This window comes from Pseudomonas sp. GV071 (genome assembly GCF_003050835.1).
GTDB lineage: Bacteria > Pseudomonadota > Gammaproteobacteria > Pseudomonadales > Pseudomonadaceae > Aquipseudomonas.
This window is the reverse complement of the sequence record NZ_QAOJ01000020.1, coordinates 1-22412: the sequence shown is the minus strand read 5'-3', so window position 1 is coordinate 22412 and position 22412 is coordinate 1. Positions and strand designations below refer to the sequence as shown.

General features: G+C 60.8%; 20 protein-coding genes and 1 pseudogene. 11 read left to right on the top strand and 10 right to left on the bottom strand.

What is annotated here, in order from left to right; genetic code table 11:
* Positions 1 to 30 precede the first annotated feature (30 nt).
* Positions 31 to 2082 (bottom strand): S9 family peptidase, encoded by a 2052-nt coding sequence (locus tag C8K61_RS26085; protein ID WP_108099887.1) that lies wholly within the window; start codon positions 2080 to 2082, stop codon positions 31 to 33.
* Positions 2083 to 2180: 98 nt separating this feature from the next.
* Between C8K61_RS26085 and C8K61_RS26080 the strand changes: the two genes are divergently transcribed.
* The 3 genes from C8K61_RS26080 to C8K61_RS26070 are packed head-to-tail and all read left to right on the top strand — an operon-like array spanning position 2181 to position 4077.
* Positions 2181 to 2702, top strand: a complete 522-nt coding sequence (locus tag C8K61_RS26080) for an MFS transporter (RefSeq protein ID WP_108099886.1) — start codon at positions 2181 to 2183, stop codon at positions 2700 to 2702.
* A 40-nt stretch (positions 2703 to 2742) separates the two neighbouring features.
* Positions 2743 to 3516 (top strand): class II glutamine amidotransferase, encoded by a 774-nt coding sequence (locus C8K61_RS26075; protein ID WP_108099884.1) that lies wholly within the window; start codon positions 2743 to 2745, stop codon positions 3514 to 3516.
* Positions 3517 to 3543: 27 nt separating this feature from the next.
* Complete coding sequence (locus C8K61_RS26070; protein ID WP_108099882.1) at positions 3544 to 4077, top strand: DUF2937 family protein; 534 nt, start codon at positions 3544 to 3546, stop codon at positions 4075 to 4077.
* Between the two features lie 55 nt (positions 4078 to 4132).
* Here the strand turns inward: C8K61_RS26070 and C8K61_RS26065 are convergent, their stop codons facing one another.
* The 3 genes from C8K61_RS26065 to C8K61_RS26055 all read right to left on the bottom strand — a co-directional run bounded on the left by C8K61_RS26065 (position 4133) and on the right by C8K61_RS26055 (position 7600).
* The gene (locus C8K61_RS26065) at positions 4133 to 5311 is read right to left on the bottom strand and encodes a VWA domain-containing protein (protein WP_108099880.1); all 1179 of its coding nucleotides are present in this window, start codon (positions 5309 to 5311) and stop codon (positions 4133 to 4135) included.
* A gap of 186 nt (positions 5312 to 5497) precedes the next feature.
* Positions 5498 to 6343, bottom strand: coding sequence for a MoxR family ATPase (locus tag C8K61_RS26060; RefSeq protein ID WP_108099878.1), 846 nt, complete (start codon positions 6341 to 6343; stop codon positions 5498 to 5500).
* 180 nt (positions 6344 to 6523) lie between these two features.
* Positions 6524 to 7600: a DUF748 domain-containing protein gene (locus C8K61_RS26055; RefSeq protein WP_108099876.1), complete on the bottom strand. Its 1077-nt coding sequence runs from the start codon at positions 7598 to 7600 to the stop codon at positions 6524 to 6526.
* A gap of 144 nt (positions 7601 to 7744) precedes the next feature.
* On the opposite strand from C8K61_RS26055, the gene cysK reads away from it, so the two are divergent.
* Positions 7745 to 8719: a cysteine synthase A gene (gene cysK, locus C8K61_RS26050; RefSeq protein WP_108099874.1), complete on the top strand. Its 975-nt coding sequence runs from the start codon at positions 7745 to 7747 to the stop codon at positions 8717 to 8719.
* Between the two features lie 155 nt (positions 8720 to 8874).
* Positions 8875 to 10551 carry an MFS transporter gene (locus C8K61_RS26045; RefSeq protein ID WP_108099872.1) on the top strand — a complete coding sequence of 559 codons (1677 nt, stop codon included), beginning with the start codon at positions 8875 to 8877 and terminating at the stop codon, positions 10549 to 10551.
* Here the strand turns inward: C8K61_RS26045 and C8K61_RS26040 are convergent.
* Together C8K61_RS26040 and C8K61_RS26035 are read right to left on the bottom strand one after the other, a co-directional pair.
* Entirely contained in the window at positions 10546 to 11448 is a 903-nt protein-coding gene (locus C8K61_RS26040; RefSeq protein WP_108099870.1) for a DMT family transporter, read from the bottom strand. The genes C8K61_RS26045 and C8K61_RS26040 overlap by 6 nt on opposite strands.
* Before the next feature lie 180 nt (positions 11449 to 11628).
* The gene (locus tag C8K61_RS26035) at positions 11629 to 11859 is read right to left on the bottom strand and encodes a hypothetical protein (RefSeq protein WP_108099868.1); all 231 of its coding nucleotides are present in this window, start codon (positions 11857 to 11859) and stop codon (positions 11629 to 11631) included.
* A gap of 160 nt (positions 11860 to 12019) precedes the next feature.
* Here C8K61_RS26035 and C8K61_RS26030 point away from each other — a divergent pair, with 160 nt between their 5' ends.
* The gene (locus C8K61_RS26030; protein WP_108099866.1) at positions 12020 to 12496 is read left to right on the top strand and encodes a helix-turn-helix transcriptional regulator; all 477 of its coding nucleotides are present in this window, start codon (positions 12020 to 12022) and stop codon (positions 12494 to 12496) included.
* Between the two features lie 3 nt (positions 12497 to 12499).
* On the opposite strand, the gene C8K61_RS26025 is transcribed toward C8K61_RS26030, so the two are convergent.
* Entirely contained in the window at positions 12500 to 13390 is an 891-nt protein-coding gene (locus C8K61_RS26025) for a DUF6685 family protein (protein WP_108099864.1), read from the bottom strand.
* A gap of 165 nt (positions 13391 to 13555) precedes the next feature.
* Here C8K61_RS26025 and C8K61_RS26020 point away from each other — a divergent pair, with 165 nt between their 5' ends.
* Together C8K61_RS26020 and C8K61_RS26015 are read left to right on the top strand one after the other, a co-directional pair.
* The gene (locus tag C8K61_RS26020; protein ID WP_108099862.1) at positions 13556 to 13783 is read left to right on the top strand and encodes a DUF2835 domain-containing protein; all 228 of its coding nucleotides are present in this window, start codon (positions 13556 to 13558) and stop codon (positions 13781 to 13783) included.
* A gap of 68 nt (positions 13784 to 13851) precedes the next feature.
* Positions 13852 to 14877: a quinone-dependent dihydroorotate dehydrogenase gene (locus C8K61_RS26015; protein WP_108099860.1), complete on the top strand. Its 1026-nt coding sequence runs from the start codon at positions 13852 to 13854 to the stop codon at positions 14875 to 14877.
* A gap of 122 nt (positions 14878 to 14999) precedes the next feature.
* Here C8K61_RS26015 and rmf read toward each other — a convergent pair whose 3' ends face one another.
* Positions 15000 to 15215, bottom strand: a complete 216-nt coding sequence (gene rmf / locus C8K61_RS26010; protein WP_108099858.1) for a ribosome modulation factor — start codon at positions 15213 to 15215, stop codon at positions 15000 to 15002.
* 585 nt (positions 15216 to 15800) lie between these two features.
* Between rmf and rlmKL the strand changes: the two genes are divergently transcribed.
* Positions 15801 to 18023 carry a bifunctional 23S rRNA (guanine(2069)-N(7))-methyltransferase RlmK/23S rRNA (guanine(2445)-N(2))-methyltransferase RlmL gene (rlmKL, locus tag C8K61_RS26005; protein ID WP_108099855.1) on the top strand — a complete coding sequence of 741 codons (2223 nt, stop codon included), beginning with the start codon at positions 15801 to 15803 and terminating at the stop codon, positions 18021 to 18023.
* A gap of 125 nt (positions 18024 to 18148) precedes the next feature.
* Here the strand turns inward: rlmKL and dacB are convergent, their stop codons facing one another.
* Positions 18149 to 19582 carry a D-alanyl-D-alanine carboxypeptidase/D-alanyl-D-alanine-endopeptidase gene (gene dacB / locus C8K61_RS26000; protein WP_108099853.1) on the bottom strand — a complete coding sequence of 478 codons (1434 nt, stop codon included), beginning with the start codon at positions 19580 to 19582 and terminating at the stop codon, positions 18149 to 18151.
* Positions 19583 to 19821: 239 nt separating this feature from the next.
* On the opposite strand from dacB, the gene C8K61_RS25995 reads away from it, so the two are divergent.
* Positions 19822 to 20169, top strand: a complete 348-nt coding sequence (locus C8K61_RS25995) for a YggL family protein (RefSeq protein ID WP_108099851.1) — start codon at positions 19822 to 19824, stop codon at positions 20167 to 20169.
* A 126-nt stretch (positions 20170 to 20295) separates the two neighbouring features.
* Here C8K61_RS25995 and C8K61_RS25990 read toward each other — a convergent pair whose 3' ends face one another.
* Entirely contained in the window at positions 20296 to 21960 is a 1665-nt protein-coding gene (locus tag C8K61_RS25990) for an electron transfer flavoprotein-ubiquinone oxidoreductase (RefSeq protein WP_108099849.1), read from the bottom strand.
* A 321-nt stretch (positions 21961 to 22281) separates the two neighbouring features.
* On the opposite strand from C8K61_RS25990, the pseudogene C8K61_RS25985 reads away from it, so the two are divergent.
* A pseudogene (locus tag C8K61_RS25985) lies at positions 22282 to 22412 on the top strand (electron transfer flavoprotein subunit beta/FixA family protein); the annotation flags it as partial.

Sequence of the window (22412 nt, the reverse complement as noted above, 5' to 3'; positions counted from 1 at the left end):
CATCGCGGCTGAAGCCGCTCCTACGTAACGTCAGGGCAATAACCTCAACACCTTCAGCAGAAACGCATATTCCAACGCCACATCCTTGATGCCCTGGTAACGCCCACTCATCCCGCCATGCCCAGCACCGAGGTCGGTTTTCAGTAGCAGCAAATTGCCGTCGGTCTTGTGCGCGCGCAGCTTGGCCACCCATTTCGCTGCTTCCCAGTACTGCACGCGGCTGTCGTTGTAGCCGGCCACGGCGAGCAGCGCCGGGTAGGTCTGGGCGCTGACGTTTTCGTAAGGCGCGTATGCCTTGATGCGCGCGTACACCTCAGGGTCGTGCGGGTCGCCCCATTCGTCGTACTCGGTGACGGTCAGCGGCAGATCGGGGTTCTGCATGGTGTTGAGCACATCGACAAAGGGCACTTCGGCGATGGCAGCGGCAAACAGGTCGGGGCGCTGATTGAGCACTGCGCCGATCAGCAAACCGCCGGCACTGCCGCCGCTGATGGCCAGCTGTTGCGTGCTGGTATAGCCCTCGGCAATCACGTGTTCGGCACAGGCGATAAAGTCGCTGAAGGTGTTGGCCTTGTGTTCCAGCTTGCCGCCGCGGTACCAGGCTTCGCCCAGTTCACCGCCGCCACGCACATGGGCGATGGCAAACACAAAACCACGGTCCAACAGGCTCAAGCGGCCATGGGAAAACCAGGGGTCGAGGCTGGCGCCATAGGCCCCGTACCCATACAGGTAAAAGGGCGCCGGCTTGCCGAGGGTTTCGCGACGGGCCACCAGGCTGATGGGGATCTGTGTGCCATCGGCGGCGGTCGCCCACAGGCGCTGGCTGACATAGGCGTCGGCATCGAACACGCCTTCCACCGGGGTTTCTTTCAGTACCACTTGTTCGCCGCTGACCAAGTGCAGCTGGCGTACTTGCGCCGGCCGATTGAGCGCTTCGTAGCGCAGGCGGATCACCTCGCTGTCGAATTCCAGGCTGTCCTGCACATGCAGGCTGTAGGCAGCATCGGGCAGTTGCACCCGCGCTGGTGCCAGGCCCAGGCCGTGCACTTCGAGAATCGGCAAGCCGCCTTCACGCAGGCTGAGGATGATCGCGCCGGCATTCAGGGTGGTGTCTTCCAGCATCACCTCGGGGTTGTGGGCGATCAGCTCCTGCCAGTCGGCACGGCTTGGAACACCCGCTGTGGCGGCGTGGTAGAGGGCGAAGTTGATGCCGGTCTGGTTGCTGCGAATGATCCAGCCCCAACTGCCGGCAGCATCGCCATGCACCAGGCGGCCGTGGTCGACGAAGTACTCGTGGCCTTCGACCCGTGGCGCCAGGCAGGTGAACTCGCCGTTGGGCGTATCGGCGTCCAGAGCCCAGGTTTCGCAGGTGGTCTTGCTGTTGAGCAGGACAAACAGCTGGCGCTCGGAGCTTGCGCGGTAGCAGTTGAGAAAGAAGCGGCCATCGGGCTCTTCGAAGACCAACGCGGCGCCATTGCCGCCCAGGGTGTGGCGATAGAGTTTGTGCGGGCGGTGGGTGTCGTCCAGCTCGCCGAAGAACAGGGTCTGGCTGTCGTTGGCCCAGGTCATGCTGCCGTCGCAGTCGTCGAAGGGCAGGGCACTGATGGCATCCGTTGCCAGCTCTTTGACGAACAGCTGATAGATCTCGTCGCCGCTGGTGTCGAGGCTGTAGGCCAGGCGCGCGTGGTCGGGGCTGATGCTGAAGGCGCCGAGGGACAGAAAGCCGCCATTGGCCAGCTCGTTCGGGTCGAGCAGCAACTGCTCGCTGGCGGCGTCCACTGCATGGCTGCCGTCGGCCGGGCGTTGGCAGCGGTAGTGGCGCGGGTATTCGTCGCCGGCGGTGGTGCGGGTGTAGTACAGGTACGGGCCCCAGGGCGAGGGCAGCGACAGATCAGTCTCGCGGATCCGCCCTTTGATCTCCTCAAACAGCTGCTTGCGCAGCGTCGCTTGCTCGGCCAGTTGCTCGTCGAGGTAGGCGTTTTCGGCCTTGAGGTAATCGAGCACCTCCTCGCTGTCGCGGTTTTCCAGCCAGTGGTACGGGTCGTTGCCGTGTTCCAGGCGGGCGATGGGGGCGTTCGGCATACAGAAACTCCAGAGCGAAGGCGGCCGACGTCGAACGCGCCGGGCAGGAGAAAAGCCGCTATCATAAGCGCCCCTTCGCCAGCATCGCCACGAACCGCATGAACGAACACGATTACGTCCTCGTCTGGGGCCTGTATGCCATTGCCGCCCTGGGCTGTCTGCTGGTGAGCTTCCGTCTGACCGGCTGGATGTGGCGCTACCTGCGCGAGCCGCTGCGTCTGGTGGTGGCGGTGCTGCTGTTTACCCCAACCATCGTCGACCCAGGCAAAGACCTGTACGCTCCCGCCGTGGCAGTGACCGCGCTGGATTTGCTGTTCAAGGTCGGCAGCAATATGTGGACGGCGATTTCCGATCTGGCCATGTACGGCATGATCGCGGTTGTCGTGTACCTGGTGCTGGTGCTGATCCGTTGGCCCATCGAGCGCGCCTGGAACAAGCGCAAGGCCGCGAAGGCCGCGCCGGCGCCGATAGCCGAAGACGAACCCACCTTGCGCGAGTTGATGGAGCGCGAGCCACAGAGCCAGCCCTATATCAAGCCGCGTGCCGACCGTTCCGACAGCCACACCCAGCCCGCCAGTGGCAGCGGTGGTCGTCGTGAACGTATTGAACCCCGTCTTTAACCCGCTGCCGCCATTTCGCTGTTCGTCAGAGTGTTGAGCCATGTGTGAATTACTGGGCATGAGTGCCAATGTGCCGACCGACATCGTGTTCAGCTTCACCGGGCTGATGCAACGCGGTGGCGGCACCGGTCCGCACCGCGATGGCTGGGGCATTGCCTTCTACGAAGGGCGCGGCCTGCGCCTGTTCCAGGACCCGCAGGCGAGCGTCGACTCGGAAGTGGCCAAGCTGGTGCAGCGCTACCCGATCAAAAGCGAAACCGTGATTGGCCATATCCGTCAGGCCAACGTCGGCAAGGTCTGCCTGGCCAACACCCACCCCTTTGTTCGTGAGCTGTGGGGCCGCAACTGGTGTTTCGCCCACAACGGCCAACTGGCGGATTTCAACCCGGCGCCGAGCTTCTACTGGCCAGTGGGCGATACCGACAGCGAAGCAGCCTTCTGCGACCTGCTGAATCAGATTCGCAGCGCTTTTCCGCAGCCAGTGTCAGTGGAAATGCTCTTGCCGACCCTGGTGCGCGCCTGTGCGGCTTACCGCAGCAAGGGCGTGTTCAATTGTCTGTTGAGCGACGGCGACTGGTTGTTTGCCTACTGCTCCAGCAAGCTGGCGCAGATCACCCGGCGTTCGCCGTTCGGCCCGGCACGCCTGAAGGATGTCGACGTGATCGTCGACTTCCAGGCTGAAACCACGCCCAACGACGTGGTCACCGTGCTGGCCACCGAACCCTTGACCGAAAACGAAAGCTGGACCTTGTACCAACCCGGCGAATGGAGCCTGTGGCGGCGCGGCGAGTGCATCGCCAAGGGCCGCAGCTAAGCCGGGCAAAGCAGATAAGGAGTGGGCATGTTCCGAAGTTATCTACGTTTGGTGATGTTTGCCGTGGGGCTGTTGGTGGGGGTGCAAGTTCCCGGTTTCATCAATGACTACAGCCAGCGTATCGAAGCGCACTGGAAAGAATCCGAGCAGAGCCTGAGCGGCTTTCGCCAGACCGCCAACCAATTTTTCGCGGGCGACCTCGACAAACTCGTTGCCCACTACCGCGCCAGCAGCGACCCGGTATTTGCCAGCGACGCCAACAGCCTGACCACCTTGCTGGTGCGCTCGCGCCTGCTCGACGCCGAGTGGCAAGCCATGACCGGGCCCTGGTATATCCGCGTCTGGCACGTGGCGTTCAACGCCAATCCGGAACTGTGGCAGGAAACCTACGACGGTTACCGCTACCAGGTGCTCCTGGCGCCGGAAGCGATTGCCTGGGGCATTGCTTGCGCGCTGTTGCTGGCATTCGTGATTGAACTGCTTGTGCTGGGGGCAGGGTGGACGTTGGGGTTCAATCGCACGCACAAGGTGACCCAGCACGAGCAGCGGCCCTGGCGCTAAGCGTTCGGCCTAACGACATCCAGCGAAATAAACACGGGCCCCGCAGGGCCCGTGTTTATTTGGACAAAAACTTCATCCCATCTTCCAAGCCACGCAAGCTCAGTGGGTACATCTGGTCTTCCAGCAGGTCGCGAACGATGTTGGTCGAGGCCGTGTAGTTCCAGGTGTCCTTGGGGTAGGGGTTGATCCAGATAAGCTTTTTGTACTTCTCGCGAAAGCGCTGCATCCATACATAACCTGGCTCTTCATTCCAGTGCTCGACGCTGCCGCCGGCCTGGGTGATTTCGTAGGGGGCCATGGCGGCGTCGCCCACGAACACCACTTTGTAGTCAGCGCCGTATTTGTGCAGCAGGTCCTGGGTAGAGAAGCGCTCGGAGGTGCGGCGCAGGTTGTTCTTCCACACCGACTCGTAGACGAAGTTGTGGAAGTAGAAATACTCCAGGTGCTTGAACTCGGTTTTGCACGCCGAGAACAGCTCTTCGCAGACCTTCACGTGGGCGTCCATCGAGCCGCCGATGTCGAACAGAATCAGCAGCTTCACCGCATTGCGGCGTTCCGGGCGCATCTGGATATTCAACAGGCCGCCGTCACGGGCGGTGAAGTCGATAGTGCCGTCCAGATCCAGCTCGTCTTGTGCGCCCTGGCGGGCGAACTTGCGCAGGCGGCGCAGGGCCACCTTGATGTTGCGTGTGCCGAGTTCCACCTGGTCGTCGAGGTTCTTGTATTCACGCTGGTCCCAGACTTTTACTGCCTTACCCTGACGCTTGCCAGCGTCACCGACGCGAATACCTTCCGGGTTGAAACCGCCCGAGCCGAACGGACTGGTACCGCCGGTGCCAATCCACTTGTTGCCGCCTTCGTGGCGTTCCTTCTGCTCTTCGAGGCGTTTCTTGAACTCCTCGATCAGCTTGTCCAGGCCGCCGAGTGACTCGATCTTGGCCCGCTCCTCGTCGGTCAGCGAACGCTCGAATTCCTTGCGCAGCCACTCATCGGGGATCAATGCCTCAATGTGCTGGTTGAGGTTTTCCAGGCCCTTGAAATAGGCGCCGAAGGCACGGTCGAACTTGTCGAAATGGCGCTCGTCCTTGACCAGAATCGCCCGCGACAAGTAATAAAACTCGTCCATGTCGGCGAAAGTCACGTTGTGCTTCAACGCGTTGATCAGGTCCAGCAGCTCGCGAACCGAGACCGGAACCTTGGCGGCGCGCATTTCGTTGAATAGGTTGAGCAGCATGGCTGCGTCTCCATCGGAATTTCATTCCCTCTCGAATACAGCCGCAGAGGGGCGACCCAACATAAATCAGTCCCCTCGCCCCCTTGGGGGAGAGGGTTAGGGAGAGGGGGTAGGCAGGCGACTCGCAGGTGCCTGTTAGAACCCTCTCCCCCGGCCCCTCTCCCGCAAGCGGGCAGGGGAGGCGTATCAGCGACTGGCGCGGCGGCTCATAAAGGCCAGGCGCTCCAGCAACTGGACGTCTTGTTCGTTCTTCACCAAAGCGCCTGCCAACGGCGGAATCGCCTTGGTCGGATCACGCTCACGCAGCACCGCTTCGCCGATGTTGTCGGCCATCAGCAGCTTCAGCCAGTCGACCAGTTCGGAGGTGGAAGGCTTTTTCTTCAGGCCTGGCACTTTGCGCACGTCGAAGAACACGTCGAGGGCTTCGGCCACCAGGTCTTTCTTGATGTTGGGGTAGTGCACATCGACGATCTGCTGCAGCGTGGCGCGGTCCGGGAAGGCGATGTAGTGGAAGAAGCAGCGGCGCAGGAAGGCGTCCGGCAGCTCTTTTTCGTTGTTCGAGGTAATGATGATGATCGGGCGTTTTTTTGCCTTGATGGTCTCGTTGGTCTCGTAAACGTAGAACTCCATCTTGTCGAGTTCTTGCAGCAGGTCGTTGGGGAACTCGATGTCGGCCTTGTCGATTTCGTCGATCAGCAGAATCACGCGCTCATCGCTCTCGAAGGCTTCCCAGAGCTTGCCCTTCTTGATGTAGTTGCGCACGTCGTGGACTTTGTCGCTGTCCAGCTGCGAGTCGCGCAGGCGGCTGACCGCATCGTACTCGTACAGGCCCTGGTGGGCCTTGGTGGTGGATTTCACGTGCCAGGTAATCAGCTTGGCGCCGAAGGACTCGGCCAGTTGCTCGGCCAGCATGGTTTTGCCGGTGCCCGGCTCACCCTTGACCAGCAGCGGGCGCTCCAGGGTGATGGCAGCGTTGACTGCCAGTTTGAGGTCGTCGGTGGCGACGTAAGCCTGGGTGCCTTCGAACTTCATCGGAAAATCCTCGAACGGATAGCAGCAGGTTCGTATTGAACCCGGCGGTTTTTGTAAATGTAGGCGGCGACTATAACGCGCGTGTCGCCCGACTGTGAACGCAGACGCGCCATTCAGTCACTGAATGGGCAGTCAGCAAACGACAAGTTGCCGGAAACCGCCCATTGGTTGGGGCAGGGCTTAGTCTTCCGTGGGCTTGGCCCGTTCATAACGCGCGTTGAACGCCTGGATAAAGCCATTGCGCAGAATCGCCAGAAACGCCTGGAAGGCGCTGATGTTCTGCTGATGCACGTTGCCACTGAGTTCGACGCGGGTGGCGAATTGGTCTTTTTGCTGGTTCTTCAGCACCGTTTCGCTACCGCCCACCAAGGCTTCCCAAATCGAGCGGAAAATCCCTTTGTCTTTTTCCTCAACGTCTTGCTGCCAATTGAACACGTCGACGTCGCGCAGCAGCGGCTTGATATAGCCGCTGAGCTGGGCTTTTTTCGCGTCAGCCTCGATCACCAGGTCGCCATGGCCGGCGTTGAAATCGAACTTGGCGTAGGCGGCGGAAAAGTCGTTGAGCGTGCGCAGTTCGATATCCCGGGCGCGCAGGCGGAATTTGAAGTCTTCGAAGTTCTCGTAGGGGTCGAACACGATGGTGCATTCCAGCGGCGCATGGCCGAGCAGCAGCGCCTTGCCCTCGAAGTGCGCCAACCGCTCGCCGTTCTTGTCGGCGACATTGGTCAGGTTGTACAGGCTGGCATTCACCTCGGTGGCCTGCATGTTTACCTGGGGGGTGGAGGTGTAGTTGTGGAAGCCCAGCTTGCCGTCGACCACCCGCACTTCGTCGAGGGTGATGGGCAGCAGCTTGTTCAACTGCTCGCGCCAGTCAACGCCCTTACCGGTCTGAGAAGCGTCTTTATCTTTGCCGCCATCGACGAAGTTGAGCGTGGGTTGGCTGAACAGTACCTTGGCCACTACGGCGTGGTCGTACCAGAGCGAATGCCAGCTGACGGCGATATCAATGTGCGGGGCATCCAGCAGCGGCACTGGCACCTTGCCGTCCTCCTTGCGGATGTTCAGGCCGTTGATCTGGTAGGCGCCGCGCCACCAGGCGAGGTCGACGTCGGTGATTTCGCCTTTGTACTCGCCCATGTCGGCGAGTTTGCCGTTGAGGTAGTCGCGCACCACGTAGGGCAGGGTGATATGCAGAACCAGGACCAGGACGATGAGTCCAACTAACGTCCAGAGTGGCCAACTGTAGCGTCGTTTCATCGCAGCGGTACCTGGGCAGTTCGCCTATTAAGTAGAAGCTAGACCGCTTGCGAGCCGCTACGGTTCGAGTTTTTTCAGGCTGGACGCTGCCCCTTGGCGGGCATAGGCTGTCGGCCTTTGCGAATAGACCAAGGGACACCGGATATGAGCCGCATCTACGCAGACAACGCCCAATCCATCGGCAATACGCCGCTGGTATTCATCAATCGCCTGGGCCCCAAGGGCGTGACCATCCTGGCCAAGATCGAAGGGCGTAATCCGGCCTATTCGGTGAAGTGCCGGATCGGCGCCAATATGGTCTGGGATGCCGAGGACCGTGGTGTGCTCAAACCGGGCATGACCATCGTCGAGCCTACCTCCGGCAACACTGGTATCGGCCTGGCCTTCGTGGCCGCCGCCCGTGGCTACAAACTGCTGCTGACCATGCCGGCCTCCATGAGCCTGGAGCGCCGCAAAGTGCTCAAGGCCCTGGGCGCCGAGCTGGTGCTCACCGAGCCGGCCAAGGGCATGAAAGGCGCCATCGAAAAGGCCGCCGAAATCGCCGCCTCCGACAGCAGCAAGTACTTCCTGCCGCAGCAGTTCGAGAATCCGGCCAACCCGGCCATTCACGAAAAAACCACCGGCCCGGAAATCTGGAACGACACCGAAGGCGCCATCGATGTGCTGGTGGCCGGCGTCGGCACCGGCGGCACCATCACTGGCGTGTCGCGCTATATCAAGAACACCTGTGGCAAACCGATCATCTCCGTAGCCGTTGAGCCCAGCGGTTCGCCGGTGATCAGCCAGGCGCTGGCCGGTGACGAGATCAAGCCCAGCCCGCACAAGATTCAAGGCATCGGTGCCGGCTTTGTGCCGAAGAATCTCGATTTGAGCATCGTCGACCGCGTAGAACTGGTGGACGATGAAGAAGCCAAAGCCATGGCCCTGCGTTTGATGCGTGAAGAGGGGATTCTCTGTGGTATCTCCTGCGGCGCTGCGATGGCCGTTGCCGTGCGCCTGGCCGAACGCCCCGAAATGCAGAACAAGACCATCGTGGTGATCCTCCCCGACTCCGGCGAGCGTTACCTCACCAGCATGTTGTTCAGCGATATGTTCAGTGAGCAGGAGCTGGTTCAGTAAGCCGGTTAAAACATTGAGGCTGAAGCTTCCCACAGGTGGTCCCGTTTCCATGTGGGAGAGGCTTCAGCCTCGATAATTTTCCCCGCCAACCCATTTCTCCAATGAGTGCCACAGACCTACACTGACCGGGGCTTACCCCGTACAAGGTGTTGCCCATGTTGCAGTCCGTCTCGCCCAAGAACGACCTGTCCCCTGAAGCCGGCGCCACGCCGGAGTCGCCCAAGCCCAACCCGCCGGGCATCTTCTCGCCCTTCGCGGTGCGCGCCTTTCGCATCATCTGGATCGCCAATCTGTTCGCCAACCTCGGTACCTGGGCGCAGTCGGTAGCGGCTGCCTGGGTGGTCACCGAGGCCCATGCCAGCGCGCCGATGATCGCCATGATTCAGGTGGCCTCGGCCTTGCCGCTGGTGGTGTTGTCGATCGTCTCCGGGGTGCTGGCGGACAACCATGATCGGCGCAAGATCATGCTCATCGGCCTGACCTTCGAACTCAGCGGCGCGACCTTTCTCACCGTGATTGCCTTTGCCGGACTGCTCGATCCGCTGCTGTTGATCGTCTCGATCCTGTGGATCAGCCTCGGTGGCGCCATCACCATTCCGGCCTGGCAGGCGGCAGTGAACGAGCAGGTACCGCCCGCGATGGTCGGCAATGCGGTGCTGCTCAACAGCGTCAATTACAACGTTGCCCGTGCAGTGGGCCCGGCGCTTGGCGGTTTGCTGCTGAGCGTCACCGGCTCGGCCTGGGTGTTTCTGTTTAACTGCCTGTGCTACCTGGGTCTGATCGCGGCGATCTGGCAGTGGCGGCGCGAACTGCCGGTGCGGCAGTTTCCACCGGAGCACATCGGTGAAGGGGTGATCGCCGCGCTGCGCTTCACCCAGCATTCCAGCGTGACCCGGTTAGTCATGCTGCGCTCGTTCAGCTTCGGCGTGTCGGCCAGTTCGATTTGGGCCTTGCTGCCCATCCTGGCGCACCGCAACCCCGAGGGCGACGCCTCGGTGTACGGCTATATGCTTGGCGCCCTGGGGATCGGCGCCATCGTGGGCAGCACCCTGGTGAACCGCGCGAGGCAGTTTGTCGGCAGCAGCCGGCTGATCAGCTTTGCGGGTTTGCTGCTGGCGGTGATCGTGCTGCTGTTGGGCAGCGTCGACAGCCTGTGGGTGCTTTACCCGGCGCTGCTGGTGGGCGGCGCCTGCTGGATTGCGGCGGTGGCCACCTACAATTCGGCGGTGCAGATTCTGGTGCCCGATTGGGTCAAGGCGCGCGCTCTGGCGCTGTACCAGACGGCGCTGTATGGCGGCCTGGCACTGGGTTCGTTTCTGTGGGGGCACCTGGCTGAAACCATGGGCGTGCAGGGCGCCTTGCTGGCGGCGGGTTCATTGATGTTTGTTTGTGCGCTGTTGCTGTACCAGTCGCGGCTGCCGGAGCTGGACGCCACCAACATCGCACACGCGCCAGCTACCTTGCCGGGGCAGCCGACCTTCGTGTTCAACCCGGAGCGCGGCTCGGTGCTGGTGACCATCGAATACCGCATAACCAGCGAGCGTACCCGCGAGTTCGTCAAAGCGGTGCAGGGCCTGCGCCGTCTGCGCTTGCGCAATGGTGCCGAGCGCTGGGCGATGTACCGCGACGTCAGTGATCAAGAGTTGTGGCAGGAAGTGCTGGTGGTCGATAACTGGCTGCAGCACTTGCGCATGCTCGACCGCCTGACCCTGTTCGATAAGACTCTGATCGACAACGTCGTGTTGCTGCATAGCGGCGATGATCCGCCGCGGGTGCGCCACGGCGTGAGTTTTGAGTCGGGCAACTATGAGGCTGAGGGCAGCGGGTTATGAGGCTTGCACTGCCTTCGCCGGCGCTGTCGGCTTGACCACCAGCCACAGCGCCAGGCCGATCAGCACGCCGCCGTACAGGTAGGCCCAGGAAAGCGGTTCGCCGAGCAGCAGGACGCCCCAGAGCACGCCGAAGGGCGGCACGGCGAAGGTCACGGTGGAGGCTTTGATCGGGCCGATATCGGTGATCAGGCGGAAGTACAGGACATAGGCAAACGCCGTGCATACCAGGCCCAGCCCGGCCAGCGACAGCCACACGGTCATCCCGCCCCAACTGGCCGGGGGCTGTTCCACCAGGGCATAGCCGAACAGCGGCAACAGAAACAGGGTGGCGCCAAACATGCTGCCGCAGGCGGTCACCCGGTTGTCCAGCGGTACACCGCCCAGCCACTTGCGGGTTAGGAAACCGGCAAAGCCATAGCAGGTGGTCGCCACCAGGCAGGCGAGGGCGCCCCACAGCAATTGAGCATCGAAAGCCACCGGCCCGGTGCGGGTCAGTAGGCCAACGCCAAACAGGCCCAGCACCACGCCCAGGGTTTTGCTCGGGGTGGGTGGCTCGGCAAAAAACAGCATGCCTATCAGCACGCCCATCAGCGGCGTGGTGGCATTGAAAATCGAGGAATAACCCGCGGGCAACACCATGGCCGCCAGGCAGTACATGGTCGCTGGCAGGCCGGAGTTGATCACCCCCAGCGCCAGACAGTGGCGCAACTTGCCGTGGAAATTCCACTGCACGCGCATGACCCAGAGAATCACGATCAGGCCGACTGCGGCCAGGGCTACGCGAAAAAATGCGCTGGGCAGAGGGCCCAGAACCGGCACGATCACTCGCATGAACAGAAAGCTGGCGCCCCAGATGGCAGCCAGGCTCAGCAGGCGAACGTAGTCGGCAAGTCTCACGGCAATCTCCAGCCCTGGATAAAGAGGCGAGAGTGTTGCCGCTGTGGACAGGATTGGCAATCCGGATGTTGCGGTTGAATTGGATGGAAGTTATGCGCAGGACAATGCCTACGGCTCACCCATGAAGGTTGCCGCTCGAACGTGAGAGACGGTTTTCAGCCGTGTAGGGGGCGGCCGAATTCAGTCGACGAATAGATCTTCAGCTGCGTCGGACGGCAGCATGAGCATCAGTTGATGCATGTCCACCATCACATAGCGGCCAATCTGCCTGGCAGGGAGAACCCCCTGATCCATAAGGGTTTTAATGTGGTCCTGACGGTCTTCCAAGCCAGCGGCATGGCAAAAACTTTCGGCGGATAAGTAGCGCGGACATTGGCCAAACCACGCTGGGGTGAGTTCTATTCGTTTCATTTTGCTTGCTGCACCATCGCGGCCTGTCACGGCAATGACAGGTTGGAACTCCCTAATATCATTACCGTAGCTTCCTTACTAATTGTTAGTTGATCAACTAAAATCTACTAACTGGTAGTAAAAATCGGAAATACGGTTAGCGCTACAAAAGGATGTGCAGATGAACAATCAACGTTTTCTCTACACCGCTGGCCAGCGCCTCAGAGGCTTGCGTGAACTCATGGGGATCAAGCGCCCAGCGTTCGCAGAATTGACCGGGATCGACAAGAAGCGCCTGGAAAATATCGAAAACGGCCTGCAACGCATGCACGACATGGATTTCGAAAAAGTCTGCAGCCTGTACCCGGAGTTCGCTCGTTGGATTACCTACGGCGGTCCGGTGGATGGCGACCTGATGAACCTCAAGGTGGCCGACTCGGCGCAGATGCACGCGGTGTATCTGGTGCATTGCAACCCGATGCTGCTTGACCACATAGGCCTGTCACCGCAGGACTGGCGGGCGCGCCATCAGCCGCAGTTGCAGCTGCTGGCAGAAAGCGAAGCCTTGCATCAACGCCAGCTGGAGTTTGAGGTCGAGCAGGATTTCATTGAGGGCGAAGCGCAGGTGCTTGAGGGGGACGAGGAGGAGCCGGCCTGAGGCTCAGGACTTGATAGTGGTCGCCAGTTGGCACAGGTAAGCCACAACGTCCGGCGCTCCTGCCAGACGCAGCCCTTCACCAAGGGCGGTGGCTTCGGGCGAATGTTTGGGCAGTAACAGAAACTCCGGCGCACCAGGGGTTCTTAACATGGCCAGGCGTGCATAGGGCAGGCCTTTATCCAGGAGCAGACCCATGAATTGAGGGTCGCTCCAGGCTTGCACCGGCATCGCCAGCATGTGATAGCTGCTCTGCAAGGCTTGCAGGCCGGCTACGTTCAGGCGATAGCGGGTGAGTTCGGCAGGCAGGCTGACATCCAGGCCGCGCAGGCGCGCATAGGCAATGGCGCTGGCAAAGGCTTCGTGGTGATGTTCACCGGCCCAGTACACGCGGTTGCCCACCCAATCGGCTTGTCGCAGCACAATCCGCTCACCGGCGAGAAAGCGCGGTAGGGCGGTGCTGATAACTTTGACGAAATCCTTGTAGCTGATGATGCGAATGGAGCGGCAGGCTTCGCTGCTGGCGTATTCCTCGAAACTGGCGAAGGGCTTGGCGCGCAGGTCGCTGCCGCAGAGGCCGTCTATCAGGCGCAGGTCGAAGGAGTTGAGCTGCTGGGTGTCGTGCTCGACCACCTTGATCAACATCGAGTGGGCTTCGGCTTTGTCTTCTTGCACCGGGCCGGAGAGGGCATTGCGTGGCAGGTCTACCAGGCGCTGCAGTGGCGCGCCGTTTTGCCACCAGATCTGCTCGCTTGGCTGCGGCAAAACCTGGAACGGCAGGCGCAGGCTGCTAGCACGCTGCAGGATTTGCCGTGGCCCACGGCTACTCAGGCCCAGACGCTGCGCCAGCGCTGAGATACGTTCGGTGAGGGTGTGAGGGTGTTCGCTCGAACTCATGGCCAAATGCTACATCCCGGGTCATCCCAGCCAGTGTGGCAGACGATCTGCAATGTTGCCGTCGCAATTGTCAAACAGCTAAGCACCGCCCACCGGCAGCCTTGCGCCTGCGACCGAGCGGCCGTGTGTGGCAGTATTGCGGGAATCATTTGCGAGGTAGCCTCCATGCCAAGCCTGGAGTTGGATATTGCCCTATCTGCCGAACGTTTGCGCGCGGTCTATCAAGGGCAGGCCAACCGAATCCTGTTACGCAGCCGCGACGGTCGGCGGGTCAGCCTGCCGGCCCATCACCTGCGGCCTTTTCTGACCCACGATGGCGTCTACGGTTCCTTCGAGCTGGAGTTTAACAGCGCCGGCGAACTTCTGACCCTGCGGCGTCTCGGATCGCGTTAAGCGCCTCGCCGTCAGGGGGCCAGCGCGGCTATAATCGCCGACCTCTTTTTCTCGAGCAAAGCCTGCCCATGTATACCCTGGCCCGCGAGCTGCTTTTCAAACTCTCCGCAGAAACCTCCCACGAGCTGTCGATCGACCTGATCGGCGCTGGCGGCCGCCTCGGCGTGAATGGCCTGCTGTGCAAGCAGCCAGCGCGTTTGCCGGTGCGGGTGATGGGCCTGGACTTCCCTAACCCGGTGGGTCTGGCAGCCGGCCTGGACAAGAATGGCGATGCCATCGACGGCTTTGCGCAGCTGGGTTTCGGCTTTGTCGAAATCGGCACCGTCACCCCGCGTCCACAGCCGGGTAACCCCAAGCCACGCTTGTTCCGCCTGCCGCAGGCCGAGGCGATCATCAACCGTATGGGTTTCAATAACCACGGCGTCGATCACCTGTTGGCGCGGGTACACGCGGCTAAATACAAGGGCGTGCTGGGCATCAATATCGGCAAGAACTTCGACACCCCGGTGGAGCGCGCGGTCGATGACTACCTGCTGTGCCTGGACAAGGTCTACGCCCATGCCAGCTACGTGACCGTCAACGTCAGCTCGCCGAACACCCCGGGCCTGCGCAGCCTGCAGTTTGGTGATTCACTCAAGCAGTTGCTCGAAGCCCTGCGCCAACGTCAGGAAGATCTGGCGCAACAATATGGCAAACGTGTGCCGCTGGCGATCAAGATTGCTCCGGACATGAGCGACGAAGAAATCATCGAAGTGGCCCGCGCGCTCGTCGAGGCCGGTATGGATGCGGTGATCGCCACCAACACTACCCTCGGCCGTGACGGCGTGCAGGGCCTCGTGCATGGTGACGAGGCGGGCGGTTTGTCCGGTGCGCCGGTGCGCGATAAGAGCACCCACACGGTGCGTGCGCTGGCCGCTGAGCTGGGCGGGCGGTTGCCAATCATTGCTGCGGGTGGCATTACCGAAGGCAAGCACGCGGCTGAGAAGATCGCCGCCGGTGCTAGCCTGGTGCAGATCTATTCCGGCTTCATTTATAAGGGCCCGGCGCTGATCCGTGAGGCGGTGGATGCGATTGGGGCGATGCCTAAGGCCTGATGACCCCGACGTAAATCGCGGGCAATAAAAAGGGCTCCTTAAAAGGAGCCCCTGGGCTCTCGCCCGCCGTCCGGATGGGACGTGCATGGTAAAGCGGGAGTAAGTAGTCGGAGTTTCCCTGTTTAACCGACTGCGTTCAGTTCGTTAAGCCTATGGATACCGGCGGTGCCGATCATTCCGTCCCAGTTGTCACCACGACCCTCTCGCCAGCCGTTGATCCAGGCTTGGCGTACGGAAGGAAGGGTAAATGGACACAGTTCACGAGATTTGCCATGGACGCCAAATTGATAGCCGCGCAAAAAAGCTCTTTCTAAAGGATCACGCTTAAGTCTTCTCATAGGGTGTTGCCCTCACTTGTTGACTGTTATGTCCTATTTGCCTCTTTCGAGGCCTGGCAGAAATCCTCTACCAGTGGAGCCCGCTGCCGGCGTTACGGGTCTCCCCCCGGCGTCGTTGCGACGTGGGGCTGAGTTGATTTCTAACGAATGCCAGAGGTGCTGGGAATGATCGTTTTGTCATAAGCACGTAACGTTTGTAGTGGTGAGGCCATAAGGGAAATGCTGCTTTGCCACTCACGCCAGCAGGGCCGGGGGTGTGGCCTCTGGTAACGGCGAATGGCCAGTGCGAGCTTTTCGCACTTGCATGGTTCGGGTATTCCGACGAAGGGTTGAAAACCCGCTGTCGATGACATTTTTCGGTGACCGCATCCCGTTTGCGGTCACTCGCTAGGCCTGGCGACAGGCACGGCGCAGGGCTTGCGACTAGGCTCCTGTGCAGTGCGGCTGTCCGGTCTGGCAGCGTCGAGCCAATAACGGCTCACACAGCGCTCCACTTGGGAGTGCGGGATCGTCGGGTAGAACCGAGGTCTTCAACCGGGCATGCAGACCAACTGCACGCCACAACGCTTAGGCACTGGAATACACATGTCGGATCGTTTTGAACTGTTTCTTACCTGCCCTAAAGGCCTGGAAGGTTTGCTCGCCGAGGAAGCCACCGCACTGGGGTTGGAAGAAACCCGTGAACACACCTCGACGATCCGTGGCTTTGCCCAGATGGAAACGGCTTACCGCCTGTGCCTCTGGTCCCGCCTGGCCAACCGCGTGTTGCTGGTGCTCAAGCGCTTTCCCATGGCCAACGCTGATGACCTCTACGACGGTGTGTTGTCGGTCGACTGGGCCGAACACCTGGACGCCGCCGGTAGCCTGGCGGTTGAGTTCAGCGGTAACGGCTCGGGTATCGATAACACCCATTTCGGTGCCTTGAAGGTCAAGGACGCCATCGTCGACAAGCTGCGTACCAGCACTGGCGAACGCCCCTCCATCGACAAGCTCAATCCGGACCTGCGCATTCATCTGCGCCTGGACCGTGGCGAAGCCATTTTGTCTCTCGATCTCTCCGGCCACAGCCTGCACCAGCGCGGTTACCGCCTGCAGCAGGGCGCTGCGCCGCTGAAGGAAAACCTCGCTGCAGCGGTGTTGATCCGTGCCGGCTGGCCACGCATCGCCGCTGCTGGCGGCGCCCTGGCTGACCCGATGTGTGGCGTGGGTACCTTCCTGGTGGAAGCGGCGATGATCGCCGCCGATATCGCGCCGAACCTGCGCCGTGAGCGCTGGGGTTTTACCTCCTGGCTCGGCCACGTGCCGGCGCTGTGGAAGAAGCTGCATGCTGAAGCGCAGGAACGGGCTGATGCGGGGCTGGCCAAGCAGCCGTCGTGGATTCGCGGTTATGAAGCCGACCCACGGCTGATCCAGCCGGCGCGCAACAACATCGAGCGTGCCGGCCTGTCGAACTGGATCAAGGTCTACCAGGGCGAAGTGGCGACCTTTGAGCCGCGTCCGGACCATAACCAGACTGGTCTGGTGGTGTGCAACCCGCCCTATGGCGAACGCCTGGGCGATGAAGCCAGCCTGCTGTACCTCTATCAGAACCTCGGCGAGCGTCTGCGTCAGGCCTGCATGAACTGGGAGGCTGCGGTTTTCACTGGCGCGCCGGATCTGGGCAAGCGCATGGGCATTCGCAGCCACAAGCAATACGCCTTCTGGAACGGCGCGCTGCCGTGCAAGCTGCTGCTGATCAAGGTGCAGCCCGAGCAGTTCGTTACTGGCGAACGTCGCACGCCGGAGCAGCGTGAGCGCGAGCGTGAGCAAGTGGCCCTCGGCAATACGCCGGAAACTGCCGCCGCCGACGCTCCGCTAGAACAGGCACGGCTGAGTGAAGGCGGGCAGATGTTCGCCAACCGCCTGCAGAAAAACCTCAAGGCTCTTGGTAAGTGGGCGCGCCGAGAAGGCGTAGATTGCTACCGTGTGTATGACGCCGACATGCCGGAGTACGCCCTGGCCATCGACCTCTACCACGACTGGGTGCATGTGCAGGAGTACGCGCCACCGCGCACGATCGATGCCGACAAGGCTCAGGGTCGCCTGTTCGACGCCCTGGCTGCGATTCCGCAAGCCTTGGGCGTCGACAAGTCCAAGGTGGTGATCAAGCGTCGTGAACGCCAGAGCGGTACCAAACAGTACGAGCGTCAGGCCACCCAAGGCACCTTCACCGAGGTTAGCGAGGGCGGGGTGAAGCTGCTGGTCAACCTCACCGACTACCTCGACACCGGTCTGTTCCTCGACCACCGCCCACTGCGCCTGCGCATTCAGCGCGAGGCGGCCGGTAAGCGTTTCCTCAACCTGTATTGCTACACCGCCACGGCGACCGTGCATGCGGCGAAGGGTGGGGCACGCACCACCACCAGCGTCGACCTGTCGAAAACCTATCTGGATTGGGCGCGCCGCAACCTGTCGCTGAACGGCTTCTCGGACAAGAATCGTTTGGAGCAGGGCGATGTTATGAATTGGCTGGCGGCAGACCGGGAAGAATACGACCTGATCTTCATCGACCCGCCGACCTTTTCCAATTCCAAGCGCATGGAAGGCGTGTTCGACGTGCAGCGCGACCATGTGCAGTTGCTGGACCTGGCGATGGCGCGCCTGGCGTCAGGCGGGGTGCTGTATTTCTCCAACAACTTCCGCAAATTCCAGCTCGATGAAGGGCTGGCGGCGCGTTATCAGGTTGAAGAAATTACCGCCAGCACGCTGGACCCGGATTTCGCGCGCAATACCAAGATTCACCGCGCGTGGAAGTTGATGGCGAAATAAAGATTGCGGGCCAGACACCGTCATTCCTGCGCAGGCAGGAATCCAGGTGCGGTACTTCTGAAGGAGTTCGACTTCAGATTCTGGGTCCCAGCCTGCGCTGGGACGACGGTGATGTCTGAGATGTCTCAGTTAGCCTTGCGGTACAGATCCAGCAGCACCTGATCCAGAATCGACGACGCACCCCACGGGCGTGGGTCGTTGAGGATGGCGACTACAGCCCAGGTGTCTCCCTGGGCATCGCGGCTGAAGCCGGCGATGGCGCGCACGGTGTTGAGGGTGCCAGTCTTGATGTGCGCCTGGCCATTTAATGGCGAGTTTTTCAGGCGTTTGCGCATGGTGCCGTCCATGCCCACGATCGGCAGGGAGCTGATGAATTCGGCGGCGTAAGGACCCTTCCAGGCGGTTTGCAGAATCGCCGCCATCTCCCGCGCACTTACGCGTTCAGCCCGCGACAAGCCCGAGCCGTTTTCCATCACCAGGTGGGTGGCGGTAATGCCTTTTTTCGCCAGCCATTGGCGGATCACCCGCTGTGCAGCTTTGGCATCGTCGCCGTCGGCGCTGTTGCGAAACTCCGCGCCCAGGCTCAGAAACAACTGGCGGGCCATGGTGTTGTTACTGAACTTGTTGATGTCGCGGATGATCTCGGCCAGGTCCGGCGAGAAGGCGCGGGCCAGCAAGGTGCCGTCTTTGGGTACGACATCGATACGGTCCTTGCCGAGGATGGTGCCACCCAACTCTTGCCAGATGGCCCGCACAGCGCCTGCCGCGTAGCCGGCGTGGTCGAGCAGGGACAGGTAGGACTGGGTGTTGCAGCCCTCATTGAGCTGGCCGGTGACCACCAAGGTAGTGCCGTCGAATTCGGTGACCGGATTGAAGCGCACATCGCCGACGCATTTGCCTTTACCCAGGTATTTCACCCGGTTGTCGATGCGCACGTTAGTCAGCGGCGGCTCCATCATTACGCTGACCTTGCCGCTGTCGGCGCGGGTGATCATGCGCACGGCCTTGAGGTTGATCAGCAGCGAGTCAGGGGTTACCAGAAAGGGTTTGTTGTCGTCTTTGCCGTCGTCATCAAACACCGGCAGTTGCGGCTGGATAAAGTGAGTGCGGTCCAGCACCAAGTCGCCGGTCACCTGCTGGACGCCATTGGCGCGCAGGTCGCGCATCAGCAGCCAGAGTTTTTCCATGTTCAGTTTCGGGTCGCCGCCACCTTTGAGGTAGAGGTTGCCGTGTAGCACGCCGTCTTTCAGCGGGCCGTCGCTGTAGAACTCGGTTTTCCACTGGTGGGTGGGGCCGAGCAATTCCAGGGCAGCGTAGGTGGTGATCAGCTTCATGGTCGAAGCCGGGTTCACGGAGACGTCGGCATTGATGATGGTCGGCGTGCCAGAGCCGGTCATGGGCAGGGTGACTACCGATAGCGAGTCATTGCCTATCTTGCCGGCCTTCATGGCTTTTTGTACGGAGGCGGGCAGGGTGGTGTTCAGTGGGGCGGAAAACGCCGGCAGGGCGGCGGGTAACAATAAGCTGACGATGACGAGGTGGCGAAGCGATTTGATCATTGGCAGAAACCCTTCAGGCAAGGGCCAAAAAAGAAAGATGGCGTAAAGAAGAAAGCGCTTGGGGCCACAGGTTCCCAATTGCGCGGAGAAAGTGCCGGCATTATGCCCGAAGCGTTCTACAGTTGGCGGGGTAGTGCGGGTTTTTTGTCTGCCGCTTTCAGGTCGCCTGGCAGAGAGTCGGGCAAGCCGCCGCCATTGCTGGTAAAGTGCCGCGCGATATCACTTTTGAGGATTGTTCCATGGCTACTAATCGTTCCCGCCGTCTGCGCAAAAAACTCTGCGTGGATGAATTCCAGGAGCTCGGTTTCGAGCTGAACCTGAACCTCAAGGCGGACCTGAGCGAAGCGGACATCGACGCTTTCCTCGACGCGTTCCTGCGTGAAGCGATGAAAGACAATGGCCTGGGCTATGTTGGCGGTGAAGACTACGGTCTGGTTTGCCTGGCCAAGCGTGGTTCGGTCAGCGAAGAGCAGCGTGCTGCTGTTGAAGCTTGGCTGAAGGCGCGCAGTGAAGTCACCGACTACACCGCCAGTCCGCTGATCGACGTTTGGTACCCGGAAAACGAGATCAACGCTGAGCACGCATAAGCCTTCGGGTTGTGCAAAACAAAGGGGCCTTCGGGCCCCTTTGTCGTTTCTGTCGGGCGTGTATCTGTGCAACTGCCAGGTAATAAAAAAGGCTCCCGAAGGAGCCTCTTTTTATTACCCAAGCATTTACATGTTGGGGTAGTTCGGGCCGCCAGCGCCTTCCGGAGCCACCCAGTTGATGTTCTGGGCCGGGTCTTTGATATCGCAGGTTTTGCAGTGCACGCAGTTCTGCGCGTTGATCTGGAACTTCTTCTCACCGCTTTCCTGGGTGACGATCTCGTACACGCCAGCTGGGCAGTAACGCTGCGCAGGCTCGTCGTAGAGCGGCAGGTTTTTCAGCAGCGGAATGCTCGGGTCGATCAGCTTCAGGTGGCAGGGTTGTTCCTCTTCATGGTTGGTGTTGGAGAGGAATACCGAGCTCAGTTTGTCGAAGCTGAGTTTGCCGTCCGGTTTCGGGTAGGCGATCTTTTTCGCTTCTGCGGCCGGCTTCAAGCAGGCGTAATCCGGCTTGGTGTCGTGCAGAGTGAACGGGATCTTGCCACCGAAAATGTTCTGGTCGACGAAGTTAAACGCGCCACCCAGCAGTGGGCCGAACTTGTGCAGCGCCGGGCCGAAGTTACGGCTGCGGAACAGCTCGTCGTACAGCCAGCTGGCCTTGAACGACTCGACGTAACCGTTGAGCAGGTCACCGCCTTCGCTACCGGCGAACAGCGCGTCGGCCACGGCGTCAGCGGCGAGCATGCCGGACTTCATGGCGGTGTGGCTGCCTTTGATCTTCGCGAAGTTCAGGGTGCCGAGGTCGCAACCGATCAGCGCGCCGCCGTTGAAGACCATCTTCGGCAGCGAGTTCAGGCCGCCTTTACAGATGGCGCGAGCGCCGTAGGAAACGCGCTTGCCGCCTTCCAGGTACTGCTTGATCACTGGGTGGTGTTTGTAGCGCTGGAACTCATCGAACGGCGACAGGTGCGGGTTGGCGTACGACAGATCAACGATCAGGCCGACAACGACTTGATTGTTTTCCAGGTGATAGAGGAACGAACCCCCCGTGTTTTCGGTGCCGACGATGTCCAGCGGCCAGCCGGCGGTGTGCACCACCAGGCCTTGCTCGTGCTTGGACGGGTCGATGTCCCAAATTTCCTTGATGCCGATGCCGTAATGCTGGGCGTCGGCGTCGCTGTCCAGGTTGTACTTCTTGATCAGTTGTTTACCGATGTGGCCACGGCAGCCTTCGGCGAACAGGGTGTACTTGCCGCGCAGCTCCATGCCCGGCGTGTACACGCCTTCTTTCGGATGGCCTTCACGGTCTACGCCGAGGTCGCCAGTCAGAATGCCGGTGACGACGCCATTCTCGTTGATCAGCGCTTCCTGAGCGGCAAAGCCTGGGTAGACCTCTACGCCGAGGTTCTCGGCCTGTTGGGCCAGCCAGCGGCACAGGTTGCCGAGGGAGATAATGTAGTTGCCTTCGTTGTGCATGGTTTTCGGCACAAACAGGTCAGGCACTTTCGAGGCGCTGGTCTCGTTCTTAAGGACATAAATGTCGTCACGCTTGACCGGGGTGTTCAGCGGCGCGCCGAGCTCTTTCCAGTCCGGGAACAGTTCGTTCAGGGCGCGGGGTTCGAACACGGCACCGGAGAGGATGTGGGCACCGACTTCGGAGCCTTTCTCGACTACGCAGACGCTGATCTCTTTGCCCGCTTCGGCGGCTTTTTGCTTCAGTCGGCAGGCCGCGGACAGGCCAGCTGGGCCGGCGCCAACGATGACGACGTCGAACTCCATAAATTCGCGTTCCACAGGCTATCTCCTACTCAGGCTCTATCTATGTTTTATTTGAGGTACGGGCTCGTTCCGTGAGCTGTGTCGGCGCATTATATCCACGGACCTTCACGGGTCCAATACAAACGTTTGTTTGAATTTTCAAATAGCCTGCTAGAATCGGCTTTACACGGCTTAAAGTGGCCATTTTGTCGTATTGACCCGTTTGGGCGATGCGGTCAAGATACGGGCGGTTTTGCGCTAGCCGTGCTGTAGGCTGACCGTCGGTTCCGGCCGACGAGCATCACCCGCCATTGTCTATTGGCGACTTCTTATTCACCGGAGAGTAACGAGGAATCCATGAAGGTTCTTGTAGCTGTCAAACGAGTGGTTGACTACAACGTCAAGGTTCGCGTCAAAGCGGACAACTCCGGCGTTGATCTCGCCAACGTCAAAATGTCGATGAATCCCTTCTGCGAAATCGCCGTAGA